The 20,354-nt window shown below is 76.5% G+C and carries 24 protein-coding genes; 15 read left to right on the forward strand and 9 right to left on the reverse strand.

From position 1 onward, the window contains the following. The first annotated feature begins 29 nt into the window (after positions 1 to 29). Positions 30 to 845 (forward strand): NUDIX hydrolase, encoded by an 816-nt coding sequence (locus tag AC2A1K_RS09670; protein ID WP_483896095.1) that lies wholly within the window; start codon positions 30 to 32, stop codon positions 843 to 845. Next, positions 842 to 1,663: an MBL fold metallo-hydrolase gene (locus AC2A1K_RS09675; RefSeq protein WP_483896096.1), complete on the forward strand. Its 822-nt coding sequence runs from the start codon at positions 842 to 844 to the stop codon at positions 1,661 to 1,663. Before AC2A1K_RS09670 ends, AC2A1K_RS09675 begins: the two co-directional genes overlap by 4 nt. On the opposite strand, the gene AC2A1K_RS09680 is transcribed toward AC2A1K_RS09675, so the two are convergent. The 5 genes from AC2A1K_RS09680 to AC2A1K_RS09700 all read right to left on the reverse strand — a co-directional run bounded on the left by AC2A1K_RS09680 (position 1,660) and on the right by AC2A1K_RS09700 (position 4,890). Further along, a complete protein-coding gene (locus AC2A1K_RS09680; RefSeq protein ID WP_483896097.1) occupies positions 1,660 to 2,082 on the reverse strand; it encodes a VOC family protein in 423 nt (140 codons plus the stop codon). The genes AC2A1K_RS09675 and AC2A1K_RS09680 overlap by 4 nt on opposite strands. A gap of 9 nt (positions 2,083 to 2,091) precedes the next feature. Then, on the reverse strand, positions 2,092 to 2,898 hold the full coding sequence (locus tag AC2A1K_RS09685) for an alpha/beta fold hydrolase (protein WP_483896098.1): 807 nt from the start codon (positions 2,896 to 2,898) through the stop codon (positions 2,092 to 2,094). 55 nt (positions 2,899 to 2,953) lie between these two features. After that, on the reverse strand, positions 2,954 to 3,679 hold the full coding sequence (locus AC2A1K_RS09690; RefSeq protein WP_483896099.1) for a helix-turn-helix domain-containing protein: 726 nt from the start codon (positions 3,677 to 3,679) through the stop codon (positions 2,954 to 2,956). A 42-nt stretch (positions 3,680 to 3,721) separates the two neighbouring features. After that, on the reverse strand, positions 3,722 to 4,396 hold the full coding sequence (locus AC2A1K_RS09695; RefSeq protein WP_116708603.1) for a Crp/Fnr family transcriptional regulator: 675 nt from the start codon (positions 4,394 to 4,396) through the stop codon (positions 3,722 to 3,724). Between the two features lie 245 nt (positions 4,397 to 4,641). Then, positions 4,642 to 4,890 carry a hypothetical protein gene (locus AC2A1K_RS09700; RefSeq protein ID WP_483896100.1) on the reverse strand — a complete coding sequence of 83 codons (249 nt, stop codon included), beginning with the start codon at positions 4,888 to 4,890 and terminating at the stop codon, positions 4,642 to 4,644. A gap of 211 nt (positions 4,891 to 5,101) precedes the next feature. Here AC2A1K_RS09700 and nth point away from each other — a divergent pair, with 211 nt between their 5' ends. Genes nth through AC2A1K_RS09720 form a run of 4 tightly spaced genes read left to right on the forward strand, consistent with a single transcriptional unit; the run spans position 5,102 to position 8,368 of the window. After that, a complete protein-coding gene (gene nth / locus AC2A1K_RS09705) occupies positions 5,102 to 5,788 on the forward strand; it encodes an endonuclease III (RefSeq protein ID WP_483896169.1) in 687 nt (228 codons plus the stop codon). Continuing rightward, positions 5,785 to 6,432, forward strand: coding sequence for a TlpA family protein disulfide reductase (locus AC2A1K_RS09710; RefSeq protein WP_483896101.1), 648 nt, complete (start codon positions 5,785 to 5,787; stop codon positions 6,430 to 6,432). Before nth ends, AC2A1K_RS09710 begins: the two co-directional genes overlap by 4 nt. Further along, positions 6,429 to 7,175, forward strand: a complete 747-nt coding sequence (locus AC2A1K_RS09715; protein ID WP_483896102.1) for an NUDIX hydrolase — start codon at positions 6,429 to 6,431, stop codon at positions 7,173 to 7,175. Before AC2A1K_RS09710 ends, AC2A1K_RS09715 begins: the two co-directional genes overlap by 4 nt. Further along, the gene (locus tag AC2A1K_RS09720; protein ID WP_483896103.1) at positions 7,172 to 8,368 is read left to right on the forward strand and encodes a MarP family serine protease; all 1,197 of its coding nucleotides are present in this window, start codon (positions 7,172 to 7,174) and stop codon (positions 8,366 to 8,368) included. The genes AC2A1K_RS09715 and AC2A1K_RS09720 overlap by 4 nt, the downstream gene beginning before the upstream one ends. Positions 8,369 to 8,521: 153 nt before the next feature. Here the strand turns inward: AC2A1K_RS09720 and AC2A1K_RS09725 are convergent, their stop codons facing one another. From AC2A1K_RS09725 to arfB, 3 genes are all read right to left on the reverse strand, one after another. After that, positions 8,522 to 9,325, reverse strand: a complete 804-nt coding sequence (locus tag AC2A1K_RS09725; RefSeq protein WP_483896104.1) for an alpha/beta fold hydrolase — start codon at positions 9,323 to 9,325, stop codon at positions 8,522 to 8,524. Positions 9,326 to 9,432: 107 nt separating this feature from the next. Continuing rightward, positions 9,433 to 9,912: a phage holin family protein gene (locus tag AC2A1K_RS09730; RefSeq protein WP_337707448.1), complete on the reverse strand. Its 480-nt coding sequence runs from the start codon at positions 9,910 to 9,912 to the stop codon at positions 9,433 to 9,435. A 178-nt stretch (positions 9,913 to 10,090) separates the two neighbouring features. Continuing rightward, positions 10,091 to 10,537, reverse strand: coding sequence for an alternative ribosome rescue aminoacyl-tRNA hydrolase ArfB (gene arfB, locus AC2A1K_RS09735; RefSeq protein WP_483896105.1), 447 nt, complete (start codon positions 10,535 to 10,537; stop codon positions 10,091 to 10,093). A 182-nt stretch (positions 10,538 to 10,719) separates the two neighbouring features. On the opposite strand from arfB, the gene AC2A1K_RS09740 reads away from it, so the two are divergent. From AC2A1K_RS09740 to AC2A1K_RS09780, 9 genes are all read left to right on the forward strand, one after another. Next, a complete protein-coding gene (locus AC2A1K_RS09740) occupies positions 10,720 to 11,457 on the forward strand; it encodes an oxidoreductase (protein ID WP_483896106.1) in 738 nt (245 codons plus the stop codon). Positions 11,458 to 11,644: 187 nt separating this feature from the next. Next, entirely contained in the window at positions 11,645 to 12,745 is a 1,101-nt protein-coding gene (gene ssd / locus AC2A1K_RS09745; RefSeq protein WP_483896107.1) for a septum site-determining protein Ssd, read from the forward strand. Then, positions 12,742 to 14,031, forward strand: coding sequence for a TadA family conjugal transfer-associated ATPase (locus AC2A1K_RS09750; RefSeq protein ID WP_483896108.1), 1,290 nt, complete (start codon positions 12,742 to 12,744; stop codon positions 14,029 to 14,031). The genes ssd and AC2A1K_RS09750 overlap by 4 nt, the downstream gene beginning before the upstream one ends. After that, positions 14,028 to 14,840: a type II secretion system F family protein gene (locus tag AC2A1K_RS09755; protein ID WP_483896109.1), complete on the forward strand. Its 813-nt coding sequence runs from the start codon at positions 14,028 to 14,030 to the stop codon at positions 14,838 to 14,840. Before AC2A1K_RS09750 ends, AC2A1K_RS09755 begins: the two co-directional genes overlap by 4 nt. Then, the gene (locus AC2A1K_RS09760; RefSeq protein WP_483896110.1) at positions 14,837 to 15,556 is read left to right on the forward strand and encodes a type II secretion system F family protein; all 720 of its coding nucleotides are present in this window, start codon (positions 14,837 to 14,839) and stop codon (positions 15,554 to 15,556) included. Before AC2A1K_RS09755 ends, AC2A1K_RS09760 begins: the two co-directional genes overlap by 4 nt. Positions 15,557 to 15,598: 42 nt before the next feature. Beyond that, complete coding sequence (locus AC2A1K_RS09765; RefSeq protein WP_483896111.1) at positions 15,599 to 15,799, forward strand: DUF4244 domain-containing protein; 201 nt, start codon at positions 15,599 to 15,601, stop codon at positions 15,797 to 15,799. Between the two features lie 17 nt (positions 15,800 to 15,816). Next, positions 15,817 to 16,248, forward strand: coding sequence for a TadE family type IV pilus minor pilin (locus AC2A1K_RS09770; protein WP_483896112.1), 432 nt, complete (start codon positions 15,817 to 15,819; stop codon positions 16,246 to 16,248). Next, on the forward strand, positions 16,245 to 16,703 hold the full coding sequence (locus AC2A1K_RS09775; RefSeq protein ID WP_483896113.1) for an Rv3654c family TadE-like protein: 459 nt from the start codon (positions 16,245 to 16,247) through the stop codon (positions 16,701 to 16,703). The genes AC2A1K_RS09770 and AC2A1K_RS09775 overlap by 4 nt, the downstream gene beginning before the upstream one ends. Before the next feature lie 187 nt (positions 16,704 to 16,890). Next, entirely contained in the window at positions 16,891 to 17,535 is a 645-nt protein-coding gene (locus AC2A1K_RS09780; protein ID WP_483896114.1) for a bifunctional DNA primase/polymerase, read from the forward strand. Positions 17,536 to 17,868: 333 nt separating this feature from the next. Here AC2A1K_RS09780 and AC2A1K_RS09785 read toward each other — a convergent pair whose 3' ends face one another. Next, entirely contained in the window at positions 17,869 to 20,214 is a 2,346-nt protein-coding gene (locus tag AC2A1K_RS09785; RefSeq protein ID WP_483896115.1) for a DEAD/DEAH box helicase, read from the reverse strand. Positions 20,215 to 20,354 lie beyond the last annotated feature (140 nt).

Genomic DNA, 20,354 nt, shown 5'->3' on the forward strand with positions numbered 1-20,354 from the left:
GGGTGCGAACGGCCTCTAGGGTGCGGCGGGTGACCACCGATCTCGTCGACCTGCCCCCGCGGTTCGGGATGGACCGGCCGGCCTTCGACAGGCTCGAGGGGCGGCCGCCGGGCGAGCTGCGGGCCGCGACGTCGGTGATCCTGGCCCGCGACGGCGCCGAGGGCCTCGAGGTCTTCCTGCTCCAGCGCGCGGACGGGATGGCGTTCGCCGCCGGGATGTCGGTGTTCCCCGGCGGCGGGGTCGACGAGGCCGACCGCACCGCCCTCGCCGAGGGGCTGGTCGACGCGGGCGCGGCGGCGGAGGCCGCGGCGAGCTGGGGGACCACGCCGCAGGACGCGGCGGCGCTGCTCGCGTGCGCGGTGCGGGAGACCTACGAGGAGACCGGTGTCCTGCTCGCCGGGGTCGCCCCGCCCGTGGACGGCTCCCGCGAGCGTGTCGCGGCCCGCGAGATCGGTCTGCGCGACGTCGTCGGGCGCCTCGCCGCCGACCGGCTGCGGCCCTGGGCGCGCTGGCTCACCCCGGAGGTCATGCCCAGGCGCTACGACACCGCGTTCTTCGTCGCCGCCGTCCCGGAGGGCCAGGAGCCCGACGGTGCGACGAGCGAGGCGGTCGGCGCCGGGTGGTGCGCACCGGCCCGCGCGCTGCGGGAGTGGGACGAGCAGGACCGGGCGCTGATGCCGCCGACCTGGGCCATGCTCACCGAGCTCGCCGCGGCGCGCGACGTCGCCGGCCTGCTCGCGGAGGCGGCCGTGCGCCGTCCGGAGCCGGTCACGCCGAGCCTGCGTCCCGGCGGCGAGCGGGTCGGGATCGCGGTGCCGGCGTTCGCGATCGGGGCCGCCCGGTGAGCGGGCGCGTCGTCCCCGGAGCTCCCGAGCGCCCGGAGCACCCGGCCTACGAGCAGCTGCGTCCCGTCACCGAGGCCGCCTCGGTGGTGCTCGCGCAGAACCCGTCGCCGATGACCCTCGACGGCACGAACACCTGGATCCTCCGCGCGCCGGGCCAGCCGGGCTGCGTGGTCGTCGACCCGGGTCCCGAGGACACGGTCCACCTCGACCGCCTCGCCGCCTGCGGTCCGGTCGAGCTCGTCGTGCTCACCCACCGCCACCTCGACCACACCGAGGCCGCGCGCACCTTCGCCGAGCGCGTCGGTGCCCCGGTCCGGGCGCTGGACCCGGAGCTGACCCTCGGCGCGGAAGGGCTCGGGGCGGGCGAGCGCCTCGCGGTCGCGGGGCTCGACCTGCGCGTGCTCCTCACGCCGGGGCACACCGACGACTCGCTGTGCCTGGTGGTCGACGACGACGGCAGCGTGCTCACCGGCGACACCGTGCTCGGCCGCGGCACCACGGTGCTGGGCGACTACGAGGGCGCCCTCACCGACTACCTCGCCTCGCTGCGCAGCCTCGCGGAGCTGCCGCCGGGGACGACGCTGCTGCCCGGGCACGGCCCGGACCTCCCCGACGCCGGGGACACCGCCCGGTACTACCTGCGCCACCGCGAGGAGCGGCTCGACCAGGTGCGGGCGGCGCTGCGCGAGCTCGGCCCGCAGCCGGCACCGCGCCAGGTCGTCGAGATCGTCTACGCCGACGTCGACCGGACGCTGTGGCCGGCGGCCGACCAGAGCGTGGCCGCGCAGCTCGAGCACCTGCGCCGGACCGGCGGCTAGGTCGCGCCCTCTCCGGCGAACGCCTCGGCGTACTCCGCCGACGGCGGGATCGGGGTGATGACGTCGATGAGCACGCCGTCCGGCCCCGCGACGATGAAGTGGCGCTGGCCGAACCCCTCGGTGCGCAGGCCGAGCTCGACGGTGAGGCCCTCGCGGACCGCGAGCCGGTCCCACTCCGCGTCGACGTCGTCGACCTCGAGGTTGAGCAGCACGCCCTGCGGCGGCTTGCGGTAGGCCGCCGGGATCGTCGGGTGGGTGTGGTCGAGCAGGGCCAGCTCGTACGTGGGGGACTCCCGGCGCAGGCTGACGTACCAGTCGGTGGCGAACGTGACCTCGAAGTCGAGGAACCGGGTGTAGAACCGCCGCGCCGCCTCGACGTCCGAGGAGCACAGCACCGGGTAGAAGCTCGTGAGCAGCATCGGAGGTCCTCAGGCGCCGGTGGCGACGAAGTCGAGGAGCTCGGCGGTGAACGCCTTCTTCTCGCTGACGTAGAGGCCGTGCGGACCGCCGAGGTGGACACGCAGGCGAGCTCCGGGGATCAGGTCCGCGGTCGGCTTGCCGGTGATCTCGAGCGGTGCGGACGCGTCGGCGTCGCCGTGCACCACGAGGGTCGGCACGTCGATGCGGGTGAGGTCCTCGGTCAGGTCGGTGCCGGCGAAGGTCCGCAGGCACGCGATCTGCACCTCGAGCGGCGTGCGCAGGATGGTGCGGACGCCGTCGTCGACCAGCGCCTGCGACACCCACGACCCGCTCCCGCTCGTGGCGAAGTAGGCCGGCGCGCCGTCGTGGAACCACGCCGGGCGGTCCGTACGCAGGTCGGCCACCAGCGCGTCGACGAACGACTCCCCGACGACGCCGACCAGGTGCGGCGTCATCGCCCCCACGAGCACCGCGCGGACGACGCGATCGGTGCCGCGGCCGAGCCACCGCACGGCCTCGCAAGTGCCCATGCTGTGCGCGACGAGGGTGGCATCGCGCAGGTCGAGGTGCTCGGCGAGCGCGGCGACGTCGTCGGCCAGGGTGTCGATGTCGTACCCGCCGCCCACCACCTCGGAGCGTCCGTGGCCTCGGCGGTCGGGGGTCACGCAGCGGTGTCCCGCCTCGACGAGCGCCGAGACCTGGTACTCCCACATGGAGCTGTCGAGAGACCAACCGTGGAGCAGCAGGACCGGCGGTCCGCTCCCGACGTCGGTGTAGGACAGACGTGCCCCGTCCGGGGCGGTGAGCGTGGGCACAGGTGCTCCTCGTGATCGTCTCGGGGTCCGGCCGAACGGGACGGACGAGACGAAACTAGGAGCGGGCGGGGGCGTCGGCCTTGTACGCGAGCGACACGTCGACGTCGCGCGCCCGCAGCCCCGAGGCGCTCCGGCCGACGAAGCGGGCCAGCGCGTGCGCCAGGTGCGGGTGGTCGTGATAGTCCAGCCGCCCGACGACGTCGAGCGGCGTGCGGCCCTCGCTCAGCAGGACCGCGGCCGCGCGGGCCCGCTCGATCTGACGGATGGCGCGGTGGTTCAGCCCGGTCGCCGCCCGGATCCGCCGTTCGCGCGACCGCGCGCCGACCCGGGTGCTCCCGCCGCGCAGGACGTCGTCGACGAGGGGGTCGCGCACCACGACGGCGGCGCGGACCAGGCGCTCGACGAGCATCTCGGCGTCGTCGAACGCGGGTGCGGTCCACTCCTCGCCGCGCAGGACGAAGCGGCGCGCTCCGGTGCTCGGGCAATCGACGACGGCGTCGACCAGCGCCCGCGCGGGCAGGTGCGGCATCGAGGCACCGTGGGCGAGCACGATGCCGACGGCGGTGAGCCCGGCCGGGACGTCCAGGGTCGCCGGGCGGGTCTCCGGCCCGCGGACATCCACGCGCACCTCGCCCGGGTCGCCCCAGAGCACGATCTCCTGGTGGGCCCCGGCCACCGACGCCATCGGGCCGCCCTCGGCCACGCTGCGCCACACCCGCTCGACGTACGGCGAGTCGGACGCCCGGACCCGCAGGTCGAGCATCCGATCCCGCCGCGTCATACCCCGGGACGGTAGCGGGCCGCGCCGCCCGGCGACCTGTTCCTAGCGGGCGCGCCTGGCCAGACGGTCCGGCTCGAGGATGAGGACGCTCTTGCCCTCGAGGCGCAGCCAGCCGCGGGCGGCGAAGTCGGCGAGCGCCTTGTTCACGGTCTCGCGGGAGGCGCCGACGAGCTGGGCGATCTCCTCCTGCGTGAGGTCGTGCGTGACCCGCAGCAGTCCGGCCTCCTGCGAGCCGAAGCGCTGCGCGAGCTGCAGCAGCGCCTTGGCGACGCGGCCGGGCACGTCGGTGAAGATCAGGTCGGCCAGCAGGTTGTTCGTGCGGCGCAGGCGGCGGGCGACGACGCGCAGGAGCTGCTCGGCGATCTCGGGCCGCTGCGCGATCCACTCGCGGAGCGCGTTGCGGTCCATCGTGTAGGCGCGCACGTCGGTGACGGTCGTGGCCGTCGAGGTGCGCGGCCCCGGGTCGAAGATCGAGAGCTCGCCGAACATGTCGGACGGGCCGAAGATCGACAGCAGGTTCTCGCGACCGTCGGGGGAGCGTCGGCCGATCTTCACCTTGCCGGTCGACACGATGTAGAGCCGGTCGCCGGGCTCACCCTCGTTGAAGATGACCGTCCCGCGGGGGAACTCCACGCGCTCGAGGGACTCGGTGAGCACCTCGATCGCGGCGGGGTCGACCCCTTGGAAGATCCCGGCCCGCGCCAGTACCTCGTCCACCGTGCGCTCCTCGCCCACTCTCATCACTCAACCGCGCACGGGCCCGGGCCCTCGGCCCGCGTCCGCACCTCTGTGTCACCAGTCACGTCCGCCGCAGCATAGTCACGTCCCTGCCCATGATCACGCCACGGCGGCCACCGGAACTCACCGCATCGGGGCGGTTCCGTCGAACTCGGGTCGTGCATTCCCCCGATCGGACCATCATAGCCTCCGAGATCCCGAGGCGTCGCTGCCGTGCGTGAGCGTCAGGCCCGTTCCCTGGTTCGTCGGGGTCCGCCGCGCTTCCCGAGATTCCGGAGACGGAACAACTGGAGCGCCCCGCCGATGCCTTGCCGGAACAGTGCCTTGACCTCGTCGGGCCGGGCGCGTTCGAGGAAGTCCTCGACCTCGTCCTCGCGCACGGTGCCCGACCTCAGGCGGGTCTCGAGGCGCTCCATGCCGAGCGCGAAGACCATCACCAGCAGAGGGATGAGGATGGCGAGCCAGGCGGTCATGGTGAGCGCATCGTCCCGCACCGGCCTGTGGCGTCACGCACCGGGGCCTGCCGGGCGTGTCGCGGAACCGCTCCGACCAGCGGCTCCGGTCCCCTGGGTACCGGGCCCGGCCGAGCGCCGAGGGGCCGCGTCCTACCCTGGGTGGGTGAGCAGGGCAGCCCGCGCCGTCGGGGACGAGAGCCGACTCGCCCTGGTGCGGCGAGCCCGTCGGATGGACCGTGAGCTGGCGGTCGCGCACCCCGACGCGCACTGCGAGCTGGACTTCACCTCGCCGCTCGAGCTGCTCGTCGCCACCGTCCTCTCGGCGCAGACCACCGACGTGACGGTCAACCGGGTGACGCCCGGGCTCTTCGCCCGCTACCCGGATGCCGCGGCGTTCGCCGCCGCCGACCGCGTCGAGCTCGAGGAGATGCTGCGCCCGACCGGGTTCTTCCGGGCGAAGGCCGAGTCGGTGACGAAGCTGGGCGCCGCGCTGGTCGAGCGATTCGACGGCGTCGTGCCGGGACGTCTCGAGGATCTCGTCACGCTGCCCGGCGTCGGGCGCAAGACCGCCAACGTCGTGCTCGGCAACGCCTTCGGCGTCCCCGGGATCACGGTCGACACGCACGTCGGGCGCCTCGCGCGCCGGTTCGCGTGGACGTCCTCGGAGGACCCGGTGCAGGTGGAGAAGGAGGTCGGCGAGCTCATCCCCCGCAAGGACTGGACGATGCTCTCCCACCGCCTGATCTTCCACGGCCGCCGCGTCTGCCACGCCAAGAAGCCGGCCTGCGGGGCCTGCTCGCTGCGCCGCGACTGCCCGTCGTGGGGCACCGGCGAGACCGACCCGGCCAAGGCCGCCAAGCTCGTCAAGGGTCCCGACGCCGACCACCTTCTCGCCCTCGTCGGCCTCGAGCGGTGACCCGCGCCGAGATCCGGGCCACCCTGGTGGTCGTGGTGCTGGCCGTCGTCGGCGTCATCGCGCTGTGGCCGCGGGACGCGGGCGCCCCGGCCGTCGACTCCTCCTCGGTCCTCCAGCCCGCGCCCGGCGCCGTCGCGGACGACCCGGGCGCTCTCGCCGATGCCCGCGGGTCCGCCCGGCTGGAGCCCTGCCCGGCCCCCGTGCCCGGCGCGGCACCGGTCGGCGCGCTCGCGGGCGTGACCCTGGAGTGCCTGGGGACGCCGGGCCCGGTCGACCTCGCCGCGGCGCTCGGCGGGCGCGAGACCCTCGTGAACTTCTGGGCGTCGTGGTGCGGCCCGTGCCGCGAGGAGATCCCGGCGCTGCGGGCGTACGTCGAGCAGCCGGGCGCCGTCGCCGTCCTGGGGGTCGACGCGAACGACCGCGCCACGTCGGCGCTCGGGCTGCTCGAGAGCTTCGGCGCCCGCTACCCCTCGGTGAGCGACCCCGCGCAGGTCGTCGCCCCGAAGCTCGGGGCCCCGCCGATCCTGCCGGTGAGCGTGCTCGTGCGCGCCGACGGCAGCGTCGTCACCATTCCCCCGGAGGTGCTGCGCACGCCCGAGCAGGTGCGGGCGGCGGTCGACGCGGCGCGGGGCGGTGCGCGATGACCTCCGAGGATCTCCGTCCCGGAGACGCCCCGGCCTGGCTCGCGCCGCTCGTGGAGGCGTGCCGCCGCCTCGGTCCCGACGACGTCCCGTTCCGCCGCCGCCTCGCCGGCACGGCGCCGAACGGTCGCAGCGCGGCGGTCCTCATGCTCTTCGGCGGCGCCGTCGAGGGTCCGGAGCTCCTGCTCACCGAGCGTGCCCCCGACATGCGCTCCCACGCGGGCCAGGCGGCGTTCCCCGGCGGGTCGATCGACCCCGAGGACACCGGTCCCGTCGGCGCATCGCTGCGCGAGGCGCGGGAGGAGACCGGGCTCGACCCGGCCGGCGTGGTCCCCCTGGTGACCCTGCCGCCGCTGACCATCCCGGTGACCGGCTTCGCCGTGACACCGGTGCTCGCCCATTGGGCCCGCCCGTCCCCGGTGCACGTCGTCGACCCCGGCGAGACCGCCGCGGTGGTGCGCGTGCCGGTCGCGACACTGGCCGACCCGGCCGTGCGCTTCCGCGTCACCGGCCCTTCCGGTGACGCCGGTCCCGCGTTCGCCGCAGGGGGACTGCTCGTCTGGGGCTTCACGGCGGGGCTGGTGGACTGGATGCTCACCCTGGGCGGCTGGGCGAGACCCTGGGACGGTTCCGACGTGCGTGACCTCGACGAGGTGTGGGCGCAGCGGCACCACCTGAGCAGAGCGACCACAGCGCACCCTGCGCCGACCCGGCCGGACACGGCCGAAGGAGGGCCGATCCGGTGAGCTGGGTCGACGTCGTCGTCGTGCTGCTCGCGATCGCCGCGGGCATCTCGGGCTGGCGCCACGGTCTCGCCGTGGCGGCCCTGAGCTTCCTCGGCGTGCTCGGCGGCGCGCTGCTGGGCCTGAAGATCGCGCCCGCGATCGTCGACAACTTCGAGGGCACCACGTCGAAGATCGTCGTGAGCGTCCTGCTCGTCGTCGCGCTCGTCGCGCTGGGCGAGACGCTCGGGGTCTACCTCGGGCGGGCGATGCGCGACCGGATGCGCCTGCCTGCCGTGCGCACCGTCGACTCGTTCTTCGGCTCGATCCTGCAGGCGCTCACCGCGCTGATCGTCGCCTGGCTGATCGCGCTCCCGCTGGCCGGCTCGTCGGAGACCGCGCTCGCCTCCTCGCTGCGCGACTCGCGGGTGCTCGCCGGCGTCGACGCCGTCATGCCGACCCCGCTGCGCCAGCTGCCCAACGAACTGCGCGCGCTGTTCGACGCCTCGGGCTTCCCGGACGTGCTCAGCCCGTTCTCGTCGACGCCGATCGCGGACGTGCCGCCGCCCGAGCAGGCGCTCGTCGAGGACCCCGTGGTGCAGCAGGCCCGCTCCAGCGTGCTCAAGGTCCGCGGCCGCGCCCCGTCGTGCCAGCGCGCCCTCGAGGGCACCGGCTTCGTCATCGGTGAGGACCGCGTGATGACCAACGCCCACGTGGTCGCGGGCACCGACGAGGTGTCCGTGGAGGTGCCGACCTCCGACGGCGACGCCCGCACCCGCTCGGCGCGCGTCGTCTACTACGACGACGAGGTCGACGTCGCGGTGCTCGCGGTGCCGGGACTGGACGCGAACCCGCTGGAGTTCGACTTCGCGAGCGCCGAGACCGGCGACAACGCGGTCGCGCTCGGCTACCCGCTCGACGGCCCGTTCTCGTCGTCGCCCGCGAAGGTCCGCCAGCGCATCCAGCTGCGCGGCCCGAACATCTACGAGAGCGAGACCGTCACCCGCGACGTCTACACGATCCGCGGGCAGGTGCGGTCCGGGAACTCCGGCGGGCCGCTCGTCGACCCGCAGGGCCGTGTCATCGGTGTCGTCTTCGGTGCCGCCGTCGACCAGGGCGACACCGGCTTCGTCCTCACCGCCGACCAGGTCCGCCCGGCTCTCGACGCCTCCCCGGGCGCCACCGGCCGCGTCAGCACCGGCTCCTGCGCGGCCTAGCTCCCGCCGGCCTGGCGGGGTGTGTCAGCCTCGCGGCCGCGCTGACGTTGGACGTCGGGAAAGCCCGCAACGATCGTGGCCCCGTGCGAGCGATGCGGCATCGCTGGCGTGTGACGCCAGGATCGCCACAGGCTCGCTGCGGCGACACGCCGGTCACCCGTCGAGGAAGTCCAGGAGCGCGTCGGTGACGTGTCGCGGCGCCTCCTGGTGCGGGAAGTGCCCGACGCCGTCGAGGGTCCGGTGCGCGTGCCCCGCGTCGCACCAGCGGGCCGAGGCGCGCGCGACGCGGTCGGGCACCCAGGGATCGGCGCCGCCGTGGATCTGCAGTACCGGCACCGTGACGCGAGCCTTCATCGCCGCGGCGTAGCGCGCGCCGTCCGGCCGGAGCTGCGAGCGCACGCCCCAGCGGAAGCCCTCGAGCGCGGTGTGCGGCACGCGCGGCAGCAGCATCGCGGCGCGGTGGTGGTCGGCGACCTCGCCGAACTCCGGCGCGGCGGCCCAGTCCGGCCCGGAGCCGGACCGCAGCAGTGATTCCACCCACGCGCCGTCGTCCCGGCGCATCCGCCGCTCGGGCCACCGCGGCGGTTGCAGCGAGAGTGCCGTTCGCACCGCCGGCCCCCACGGCCGCCGTCGGACCGCGGTCCGGAGCGCCCGCGGGTGCGGCGCGGAGAGGACGCCCAGCCTCGACACGACGCCCGGCCGCATCGTGGCAAGCGTCCACGCGACGGCACCGCCCCAACCGTGACCGACGACCGTGGCCTCCCGCGCCCCGAGCGAGCGCACGAGGCCGGCGGCGTCGCCGGCCAGCGTCCACAGGTCGTAGCCGCGGGGCGGCCGGTCGGAGTCGCCGTAGCCGCGCAGGTCGGCGGCCGCGACGCGGAAGCCGGCCACGGCCAGGGCGGGCAGCTGGTGGCGCCAGGCCCACCAGAAGCCGGGGAACCCGTGCAGCAGCAGCACGAGCGGCCCGGCCCCGGGGCCGGACTCGGCGACATGAAGCTGGACGCCGTTGGCCGAGACGCTCCGGTGGCTCCAGGGCCCGGGGATGTCGGGCCCGGCGACGGTGCTCAGGCGGCGTCGGAGCGGCCGCGACTGAAGACCGCCACCGACTCCTTCGCGGACTCGATGGTCCGCTCCGGCGCCTTGATCTTGCGGACCTTCAGGTAGCCGAGGAGACCCATGAGCCCGGCGAAGAGGATCATGAGCCCGAAGGTGACCGCGTAGCCGGCCCACTGCTGGCTCGGCCAGATGAGGTTGAACGCCTCGGACACCGCGATGAAGAAGAAGAACAGGCTGAACAGCGCCACCACGCCGGCGACGACGAAGAAGACGCTGCCCTGGACACCCTTCTTGACCTCGGCCGTGATCTCGGTCTTCGCGAGCTCGACCTCGGCGCGGACGAGGGTCGAGACGTGGGTCGAGACCTCCTTGACCAGCGAGCCGACGGAGGCGTCGCCGTCCTGCCGCACGGGCTCGGCGTTGAGGGGGATCGACGGGACGATCGGCGGGGTCGACGAGCCGCTGGCCGGCTGCTCGGGGCGGGTCACGGGCGCTCCTGGCGGTGTTCGGTCGCTCGGGTCGGATCGTCGAGCGGGTGCTGAGGTCGGTCATCGTGCCACGTCACCGGCGGTACTCCGCGCCACACGGCGTGCCGTCCGCTGATCACGGTCGGCCCCGGTCTTCCCCTCACCGCCGGTGTGTACTCCGCCGGTTCCCTCGAACGGGCTACTCACCGGCCGGGCGGCGTCGTAGCGCCTTCACCGCACCCTGCCGGCGTTTGCTCTCGAGCCGCCGCCGACGCGCCGCGCGGGACGGGGTGGTGGGGCGACGGTCCGGCGGGTCGGGGGCCAGCGCGTCGCGCAGCAGGGCGGCGAGACGGTCGCGCGCGGCGCGGCGGTTGCGGCGCTGGGAGCGGTCGTCGGCGGCCACCACGGTCAGGACGCCGTCGTGGAGTCGCCCGGCGAGTCGGGCGAGCAGCCGCTCGCGGTCGGCGTCGCGCACGCGGGCGTGGCGCAGGTCCACCGACAGCTCGACCCGCGAGTCGGTGGTGTTGACGCCCTGCCCTCCCGGGCCGCCGGCGCGGGAGAAGCGCCACTGGAGGGCGGCCGCGGGCAGCACGACGTCGCGGGTGACCACGAGGTCACCCGCGATGTCGTCTCCGGCCGGCTGCACTCCGTCAGGATGCCCCGTCAGCGGCCCGATGCCTCCATCTCCGGCTCGACGAACCGCACGTCGGCGGCGAACGCGATCCGGACCGGCTCAGCTCCGGGCGGCCCTGGTGGTCGGGGCCCTCCGATCGGACCGGATGGGCTGTGACGTGGGCTGTCGGTGTCGCCCTGCGACCATGACCCGCCGTGGCCGACCCGCTGGAGCCCCTGACCCGCCTGCCGGGCGTCGCCGCCGACGCCGACGCCGTCCGCGAGGCGCTGACCCGGGTGCACAACCACCGCACCAACCGCCGCGGCTGGCCCGCCACCGCGGCCGAGGCGTCGGTGCGGGCCGCGCGCGCCTCCGCGAGCCTCGACGGCGGCTCGGCCGAGCTGCCCGCCGACGGTCCGGTCGACGACCCCGTGCTGGCGGGTTCGCTGCGTGTCGCCGAGGCCCTCGGCGGGCTCCTGTCGGCCTGGCGCTCGGCGCCGAGGCAGGCACTGGCGCGCCTGCACGTCCTGGCCGCCGCCGACCTGCCGGGTGTCACCGACGACGACCTCGGCCGGCCGCGCCTCGACCCCGGCGTCGGGGAGCGCCTCGACGCTCTCGCGGTGCTCGTGACGGGCGGGACGTCGGTGCCCGCGCCCGTGCTCGTCGCCGTCGTGCACGGCGAGCTGCTCGCCCTGGCGCCGTTCCCGACCGCGACCGGTGTCGTCGCCCGCGCCGCGGCCCGTCTGACCGCCGTCGCGACCGGCCTCGACCCGAAGGGCCTGGCCGTCCCCGAGGTCGGCCACTACCGCGCGGCCGACGAGTACCGCGCGTCCGCTGCCGCGTTCGCCACCGGCGAGCCCGACGGTCTCGCGCGCTGGTTCGCGCACTGCGCCGCGGCCTGGCAGGTCGGCGCCCGGGAGGGTCTCGGCATCGCGGACGCCGCGTCCGCGTAGGACCGCCGCCCGGGCGCCGCCGTTGCGGCGTCCGGACCCACCACCAGGGTCATCGTGCGGCCCGGTTGTCCCCACCCCGCCCGTCCGTCCCCAGCCCGGATCCCGACGCTGACGCTTCTGGCCGGAGGCGCGGCAGCGTGCTTCTCGTCAGGCGATCCGTCGGGCGGTGAGCGGGGAGGACACGGTGATGGCGGCGAGGGACGGCACGGAGCGGCGCGTGGTCGTGATGACCGACGACGAGGAGCTGCTCGACGACGTCGTGCGGCTGGCGGCCGCCGCGGAGGTCGAGCTCGAACGGGTGCCCGATCCGGCGGGCCTGCGGCGCCGGTGGCACTCCGCGGCGCGGGTCCTGGTCGACGAGGGCGCCGCACGCGCCGTCGGTCCCCTGCGCCTCGGGCGCCGTGACGGTGTGGTGCTGCTGTGCCGCGGCGATCCGCCGGGCTCGCTGTGGGAGCACGCGGTCGGCGTGGGCGCCGAGCACGTCGTGTCGCTGCCCGAGGGCGAGGACTGGCTCGTCTCCGAGCTCGCCGACGCCGGCCCGGAGGACGACACCGGGCCCGGGCGGGTGGTGGCGGTGGTCGGCGGGCGCGGCGGCGCCGGGGCCTCCGTGCTCGCGGTGGCCGTCGGGGCGTACGCCAGCACCCGGGGCACGCGGGTGCTGCTCGTCGACTGCGATCCCCTCGGCGGGGGCCTCGACCTCCTCGCCGGCGCCGAGCAGCTGGAGGGGTTCCGTTGGAGCGGGCTCGCGCTCGGTGGTGGAGGTGGCGGTCGGGTCGCCGCGGCGTCGCTGCACGAGGCGCTGCCCTCGCCGGACGGGATGATCACGGTGCTGGCCTGCGACCGCGCGGGAGAGGGGCCCGATCCGGGCGCGGCGGTCGCGGTCGTGGAGGCCGGGAGGCGGGCCGGCGAGGTCGTGGTCTGCGATCTCCCGCGCCATCCGACCGACACCGCGCTCGCCGTGGTGGACGTCGCCGATCTGGTGGTCGTGGTCGTGCCCGCCGAGGTGCGCGCCGTCGCCGCGGCCGCTCGCGTCGTCGAGCCCCTGGCCGAGCGCGGGGCGCCGCTGCGGCTCGTGGTGCGCGGGCCCGGACCCGGCGGCCTGGACGCCGCCGACGTGGCGAACGCGCTGGGCCTCGACGTGCTCGCGTCGGTGGGCAGGGAGCCGGGCCTCGACCGTGCGCTCGACCAGGGCAAGGTGCCGGGCTTGCGCGGTGGGGCCGTCCAGGACGCCGCCAAGGCCGTGCTCGACGCGCTCGAGGCCGTCGCCGACCGGGGACGGGCGGCATGAGCACCGCGCCGGAGACGGGGCTCGTCGAGCGGGTCCGGACGCGGCTGGTGACCTCCGGGGGCCAGGCCGGTGCCGGCGATCTCGCGGCCGCGGTGCGCGCCGAGGCCCGCGGCGTGGTCGGCGACGCGGACGTGCTGACCGCGGTGCGGGGGCTGCAGCGCGAGCTGGTGGGCGCCGGGCCGCTGGAGGACCTGCTGCGCGAGCCCGGCACCTCCGACGTGCTCGTCACCGCCCCGGACGCCGTCTGGGTCGATCGCGGAGCCGGCCTCGAGCGGACCGCGGTGACGTTCCCCGACGAGGACGCCGTGCGCCGCCTGGCCCAGCGCCTCGCGAGCGCGGCCGGCCGGCGTCTCGACGACGCCAGCCCCTACGTGGACGCCCGCCTGCCCGGCTCGGGGGTCCGGCTGCACGCCGTACTCGCCCCGGTCGCGGCGGACGGCACGTGCGTGTCCCTGCGCGTGCTCCGGCCCGCCCGACACGACCTCGCGGCGCTCGCCGCGACGGGCACCGTCGACGCCGACGGCGCGGCCCTGCTGCGTGCGGTGGTGGCCGCGCGGCTCGCCTTCCTCGTGGTGGGCGGGACGGGGTCGGGCAAGACGACGCTCCTGTCGGCACTGCTCGGCGAGGTGGCGCCGGGCGAGCGCATCGTGTGCGTCGAGGACGCCGAGGAGCTGCGGCCGGTCCACCCGCACGTCGTGCGCATGGTGTCGCGCCCGGCGAACGTCGAGGGCGCGGGCCAGGTGCTCCTGCGCGAGCTCGTGCGCCAGGCGCTGCGGATGCGCCCCGACCGGCTGGTCGTCGGCGAGGTGCGCGGCGCCGAGGTCGTCGAGCTGCTCGCGGCGCTCAACACCGGCCACGACGGCGGGGCGGGCACGGTGCACGCCAACGCACCGCGCGAGGTGCCCGCCCGCCTGGAGGCCCTCGCCGCGCTCGGCGGGCTGGGGTCGGCCGCCCTGCACAGCCAGCTCGCCGCGGCCGTGCAGGTGGTCCTGCAGGTGCGCCGCGGGCGGGACGGGGCGCGGACGCTCGACGCGGTCGGGGTCCTGCGCCGCCGCGACGGCGTGGGCGAGGTGGTCGTCACGCCGGCCTGGACCCGTGGTGACGGCTGGGCGGTCGGACGCGCCGACCTCGCGGCGATGCTGCGCGAGCGCGGGGTGGTGCCGCCGTGGGAGGGCGCACCCGACCCGCCGGAGCCGCCCGGGTCGCCGACGCTCGTGCCCGCCCCGCCCCCGCGCGCCGTGTCCGTCGCCGCCGGGGTGGCGGTGCTGCAGCGGGAGCCGGCGTGAGCACGGCCCTGGCGCTCGCCGCCGCGGCGATCGTGTGCTGGCCGACCCCGAGCGCGCCGTTGCGCCTGCGCGGGCCCTCCCGGGGGCTCGAGACGGCCGAGCTGCGACGTCTGGCCGGACTCGCCCGCCACCGGGTCGTCCTGCTGCCCGGCGCGGCGGTGCTCGGGTTCGGGGTCGCCGGTCCCGGCGGCGCGATGGCCGCCGCCGTGCTCGCGGCGACGCTGCACCGCCACCGGACGGCGGCGCGCGCCGAGCGCGAGCGCACCGCCGCCACCGCCGGTCTGGCCGAGGCCCTGTCGTCGTTCGCCGCGGAGGTCCGCGCCGGCGCCCCGCCCGCCGCTGCCGCCGCCTCGGCGGGCGCCGACGCGCACCCGGTCGCGGCGCGCGTGATGACGCTGCTCGAGGCGACCGCCCAGCTCGGCGGCGACGTCCCCGCCGCCCTGCGTGCGGCGCGATCGCGCGAACCGGCCGTCGCGGCGCACCTCGACCGCCTCGCCGGGGCGTGGGCGCTCGCCGGCCGGCACGGCATCGCGCTCGCCGGGCCCGCCGGTGCCGTGGCGCACGACCTGCGCGCCCGCGCCCGGATGGCCGGCGGCCTCAAGGCGCGCCTCGCTGGGCCGCGCGCCACGGCCGCGGTGCTCGGCGGGCTGCCGGTGCTCGGGCTGCTGCTCGGCGAGGGCATCGGCGCGCGGCCGTGGGCTGTGCTCACGGGCGGGGTCCTCGGTCAGGTCCTGCTGGTCGTCGGCGTCGGACTGGTGTGCGCCGGCCTCGCCTGGACCGAGCGCATCGTCGCGGGGGTGACCCGGTGAGCGTGTCCGCCGGCGTCGCCCTCGCGCTGCTCGCCGTGGCCGCCGCGCTGGTGGTGGCGCCGGGCCCGGTCACCGCACACCGCCGGACGGTCCCGCCGCCCCCGGCCCGGCGTCCCGCCCGCGAGGGCCTCGTGGCCGGTCTCGCCCTCGCTGCCGTCGGCAGCGCCCTGGTGTCGAGCGGCGCGGGCGGCCCCGGCGTGCTCGCGGTCGCGGCCGGCGTCGCCGTCGTCGCGCTGCTGCCGCGCTGGCAGGCGCACCGGGCGCGCCCGCGTCCCGACCCTCTCGGTCTCGCCGGGGCGTGGGACCAGCTCGCGGCGTGCCTGCGCGCCGGGCTCTCGCTCGACCGCGCCGCCCGGGCCGTCGTGCCGGTGCTGCCCGCGGCCGCCGGGGAGGCCCTGGGTCGCGTGGCCGACCTGGTCGCGCTCGGCGCCGACCCGGCCGCGGCGTGGGCGCCCGCTCTCGAGGCCCCGGACACCGCGCGCCTCGCGCGCGCCGCCCGGCGGTCGTCGCGCAGCGGGGCCGCGGTCGCCGACGTCGTCGAGGCCGTCGCCGCCGATCTGCGCGCCGAGGCCGCCGACGCCGTCGAGGCGCGCGCCGAGCGGGCCGGGGTGCTCGTGACCGGGCCGCTCGGACTGTGCTTCCTGCCGGCGTTCCTGGCCCTGGGCATCGTCCCGGTGGTCGTGGGGCTCGCCGGGCCGCTGCTGGAGCAGCGATGAGGCCGCCCGCCCCGCCGGGGCGGGGGAGGAGAGGGGAACACCATGATCACACCGACACGCAGCCTGCGGGACCGCCTGGCGCACTTGCGCGACGACGACACCGGGATGAGCACGGCGGAGTACGCGATCGGCACCGTGGCCGCCGCGGCCTTCGGCGCCATCCTGTACCAGGTGGTCACCGGCGAGAACATCATCGGTGGCCTGACGGAGATCGTGCAGCGGGCGTTGACGACCGCCTTCTGACCGGTGACGCCGGCTCGGTGACCGTCGAGGCCGCGTTCGCGGTCGGCACGCTCGTCGTCGTGCTGGGCGTCGTGCTCGCGGCGATGGGCGCGGTGGTGCTCCAGCTGCGCTGCGTCGACGCGGCCACCGAGGCGGCGCGCTTCGCGGCGCGTGGCGACACCGACGGCGCTCGGCGGGCCGCGGAGCAGCTGCTCCCCGGTGGCGCGGAGGTCACCGTCGAGGTCCGCGGCGACGACGTCGTGGCACGGGTCCGCGCGGCGCCGCTGGGTTCGGCGCTGCCGGGCGTGCGCGTCGGCGCCGAGGCGCTGGCGGCCCGCGAACCCTCGCCGGTGGCGCCGGCCGAGGGCCCCGATCCGCTCCCCGGCGGGCTGCCGGAGGCCGACGCCGGGATCGAGCCCGCGTCGGCCTCCGGACGAGTCCGCGACAGCCCGGCCGGGAGCACACGGTGAGCGGTACGGCGGGCGGTCGACGAGCGGTCGGCGACTCCGGGTCGGCCACCGTGCTCGCCGCCGCCGCGGTGGGCGTCCTGATCTCCCTGCTGGGCCTGGGCCTGCAGGTCGGCGCCGCCACGCTCGCCCGCCACCGCGCCGAGTCGGCCGCCGATCTCGCGGCGCTCGCCGGCGCTCGTGAGGCCGTGCGCGGGGCCGACGTGGCCTGTGCGCGGGCTCGCGGGATCGCCGCGGGCAACGGGGCGGCCCTCGTCGACTGCGCCGTGGAGGGCTGGAGCGTGAGAGTGACCACGACGACGTCGTGCCGATGCCTCCCGAGCGTGTCCGGTGAGCCGACCGGGCGAGCCCGGGCGGGTCCCGTGGCGGTGGGCGGGCCCCCGTCCGGCTCGACGGGGGTCACCGGCAGCGACGGGGAGGTGAACGCCCCGGGACGAGCGGAGGGCGGTCCCGGGTGAGCGGCGACCCCCGCGAGCAATCGGGAGCGGACCGGCTGTTCGTCGCGCGCTCGCCCGCTGAACGGGGCCGACCGTGACGCTCGGCGTGTGATCAAGGCCCTTGGGCGATGACAGGTGGCGAAGCGACGTGCGCGGGCCGTTACTGGACGCAGCACGCCGGGGCAGGAACCGGTCCAGGAGGAAGCCGATGCAGTGGTGGGACAGCTATCGAGCCGTCTACGGCACGGAGCTCCGCGCTGAGGCCATGGTTCTCGCGGACCACGGCTGGGCGGTCGTCCCGGGCACGTTCCCTCAGGGCGAGGTCTGGAGCGGCTGCTCCGACGCCTCGCAGGACGGGCCCTGCCCGGTGCTCGACGACTGGGCGCGCCGGGCGTCGACCGACTGCGACCAGATCGCCGACTGGTGGTCCGGTCTGCCGTACTCGATCATCCTGCCCACGGGGCTGACCTTCGACGTGCTCGAGGTCCCGGCCACGGTCGGTCGCCGCGCCGCCGCCGTCCTGCGGGCCGTCGGCGTCCCGGTGCCGATCGCGGCGACCCCGACCGGCGAGTGGCTGTTCCCGGTCGGCGCGGGCGAGCCCCTGCGCCCCGACCTCGCCGAGCGCGCCGGCATCGTCCTGCACGGGCGCGGCAGCTGGTTCGCCGCGCCGCCCTCCACCCATCCGCAGGGTTCGGTGCACTGGCGGGTCCGCCCCTCCGCGTGCAGCTGGAATCTGCCCGACCCGTTCCGCGTCCAGGACGCGCTGGCCGAAGCCGTCGCCCAGCGCCCGGCCGTTGCGGGCGGCGGGTCGACCTACCGCCTCGCCACCGTCGCCACCGGGGTCCGCTCCTAGCGGGTCCCGACGGCGACACCACCACAACTCCACACACTTCGGGTCCCCTCGGGGCGACGCCGGACCAGCGGGGCGGACGACTCCGCCGCGCGCCCGCCGCCCCACCCGGCCCATCGAAGGCCGACGCGCCGGTCCACCCGTCGCGACCGGCCGACGGTCCGGGGCAGGGGAGGACCCGCGGCGGTGGGCCCACGCGATGGAGATCGCGAGCCCACCGCCGCCCCACACGGCGCCGCAGGCCGGGTCGATCACTTCCCCGGCCTGCGGCGCTCCAGACCTCGCCGCGGGTCGGGACGGACCGGAGAACCCCCGACCCGCGGCGGAGCCAACTGCTCAGCCCTCCGCCAGCCGCCCCAGCACCGCGTCGAGGACGAGGATCGCGCCGGCCTTGTCGAGCGGGTCGTTGCCGTTGCCGCACTTCGGCGACTGCACGCACGATGGGCATCCCGAGGGACACTCGCAGTCCGAGATCGCGGCCCGCGTCGCGCTCAGCCACTCCCGCAGCGCCTCGTGCGCTCGGTCGGCGAAGCCGGCCCCGCCCGGGTGGCCGTCGTGCACGAAGACCGTCGGGTGCCCGGTGTCGGGGTGCAGGGCGGTCGAGACGCCGCCGATGTCCCAGCGGTCGCAGGCCGCCACCAGCGGGAGCAGCCCGATCGCCGCGTGCTCGGCGGCGTGCAGCGCGCCCGGCCAGCGCGCGGGCTCGAGTCCTGCGCGCAGGAGCGCCGACTCCGTGAGCGTGTACCAGACCGCCCGGGTCCGCAGGCTGCGCGCCGGCATGTCCAGCGGCGTCTGGTCGAGCACCCGCCCCGAGGGGAGTTTGCGCAGGTAGCCGACGACCTGCTCGGTCACCTCCACGCTCCCCAGGCACACCTGCAGCTCGCCGTGCGCGGCGCACCGCTCGGTCTCCTCCACCGAGATGTCGATCACCGTGCGCGCCTGGGTCGTCCACTCCGGGTCCTCGGCGTGCACGTGCGCCAGGCCCTCGTCGAGGTCGAGGGTGTCGACGACGTAGCTCTCGCCCTGGTGCAGGTGCACGGCACCGGGGTGGACGGTCGCGGGCGCGGTGCCGGGGTCGACGGTGCCGAGCATGCGTCCGGTCTCGGACTCCACGAGCACGACCTGCTCGCCGCCGCTGCCCCGGATGTCGACGCCGGCGTGGGGGCGGTCGGTCGGGTGCGACCAGAACCATCCCCCGCGCCGCCGCCGCAGCAGCCCCTCGGCGACGAGGTCGTCGACGACCGAGAGCGCCGCCGCTCCGCCGAGCGACGACACGTCGTCGCGGGTCAGCGGGATCTCCGACGCCGCGCAGGCCAGGTGCGGCGCGAGCACGTAGGGGTTGGTCGGGTCGAGCACGCAGCGCTCGAGCGGCGCGCCGAGCATCGCCTGCGGGTGGTGCACGAGGTAGGTGTCGAGCGGGTCGTCGCGGGCCACGAGCACGACGAGCGCGTCGTCCCCCGACCGTCCGGCGCGGCCTGCCTGCTGCCAGAACGACGCCCGCGTGCCCGGGAAGCCGGCGACGACGACGGCGTCGAGCCCCGCGATGTCGACGCCGAGCTCGAGCGCGTTCGTCGTCGCGACCCCGCGCAACGCGCCGGTCAGCAGCGCCTGCTCCAGCTCCCGGCGCTCCTCGGGCAGGTAGCCCGCCCGGTACGCCGCCACCTGCGCCGCGAGCTCGGGGTCGATCTCCGCCAGCACACGCCGCGCTCCCAGCGCCGTGAGCTCCGCCCCACGCCGCGACCGGACGAAGGCCAGCGACCGGGCCCCCTCGAGCACGAGGTCGGCGAGCATCCGGGCGGTCTCGGCCCCCGCCGAGCGCCGCACCGGTGCGCCGTTCTCGCCGGTGACCTCCTCGAGCAACGGCGGCTCCCACAGCGCGACCGCCCGCGCCCCGCGCGGTGATCCGTCGTCGGTGACCTCCGCCACGTCCAGCCCGGTCAGGACCGAGGCCGACACGGCGGGCTCGGACACCGTCGCCGAGGCCAGGACGAACGTCGGGTGCGCCCCGTACCGCGCGCACACCCGCCGCAGCCGCCGCATCAGCAGCGCGACGTGGGAGCCGAACAGGCCGCGGTAGGTGTGGCACTCGTCGATCACGACGTAGCGCAGGCGGCGCAGGAACGTCGTCCAGCGCCCGTGCCGGGGCAGGACCCCGCGGTGGAGCATGTCGGGGTTGGTGAACACCCAGTTGGCGTGCTGGCGGACCCAGTCGCGCTCGGGGATCGGGGTGTCCCCGTCGTAGGACGCGGCCCGCACGCCCTCGACGCGCAGGTCGTGGACGGTACGCAGCTGGTCGGCGCCCAGCGCCTTGGTCGGCGAGAGATAGAGCGCGGTCGCGCGCGGGTCCGTGTGCAGGCGCGTCAGGACCGGCAGCTGGTAGGCCAGCGACTTCCCTGACGCCGTCCCGGTGGAGACGACGACGTGCTCGCCGGCCCAGGCGTGCTCGGCGGCGGCGGCCTGGTGACCCCACGGCCGGTCGACGCCGCGGGCGAGGAGTGGCGCCCGCACCTCGTCGGGGACCCAGTCGGGCCATCCGGTGGTGCGCCCGTCACGGGCCGGGACGATCTCGGCGTGGGTCAGCGGGCTCTCGCCGGCGGGGGCGCCGGCCAGCACCCGGCGCAGCAGCCGGGCGCCGCGGGTGTCGCCGGGCAGCGCGTCGAAGACCTCCTGTACGCCGCCCACGCGATCCGACCCTGACACAGGCCCCGCACCCCCGCTCTCGCACGTGAAAGAAGCACACCTCACAGCTCCCGGGGGAACTGCTGTGCGTCCGGGTGACGCGCACCTCCTACACTGCGGCACCTGTCCACCACCCGTCGTAT

The organism is Actinomycetospora sp. 2LY8.5, from assembly GCF_057180585.1.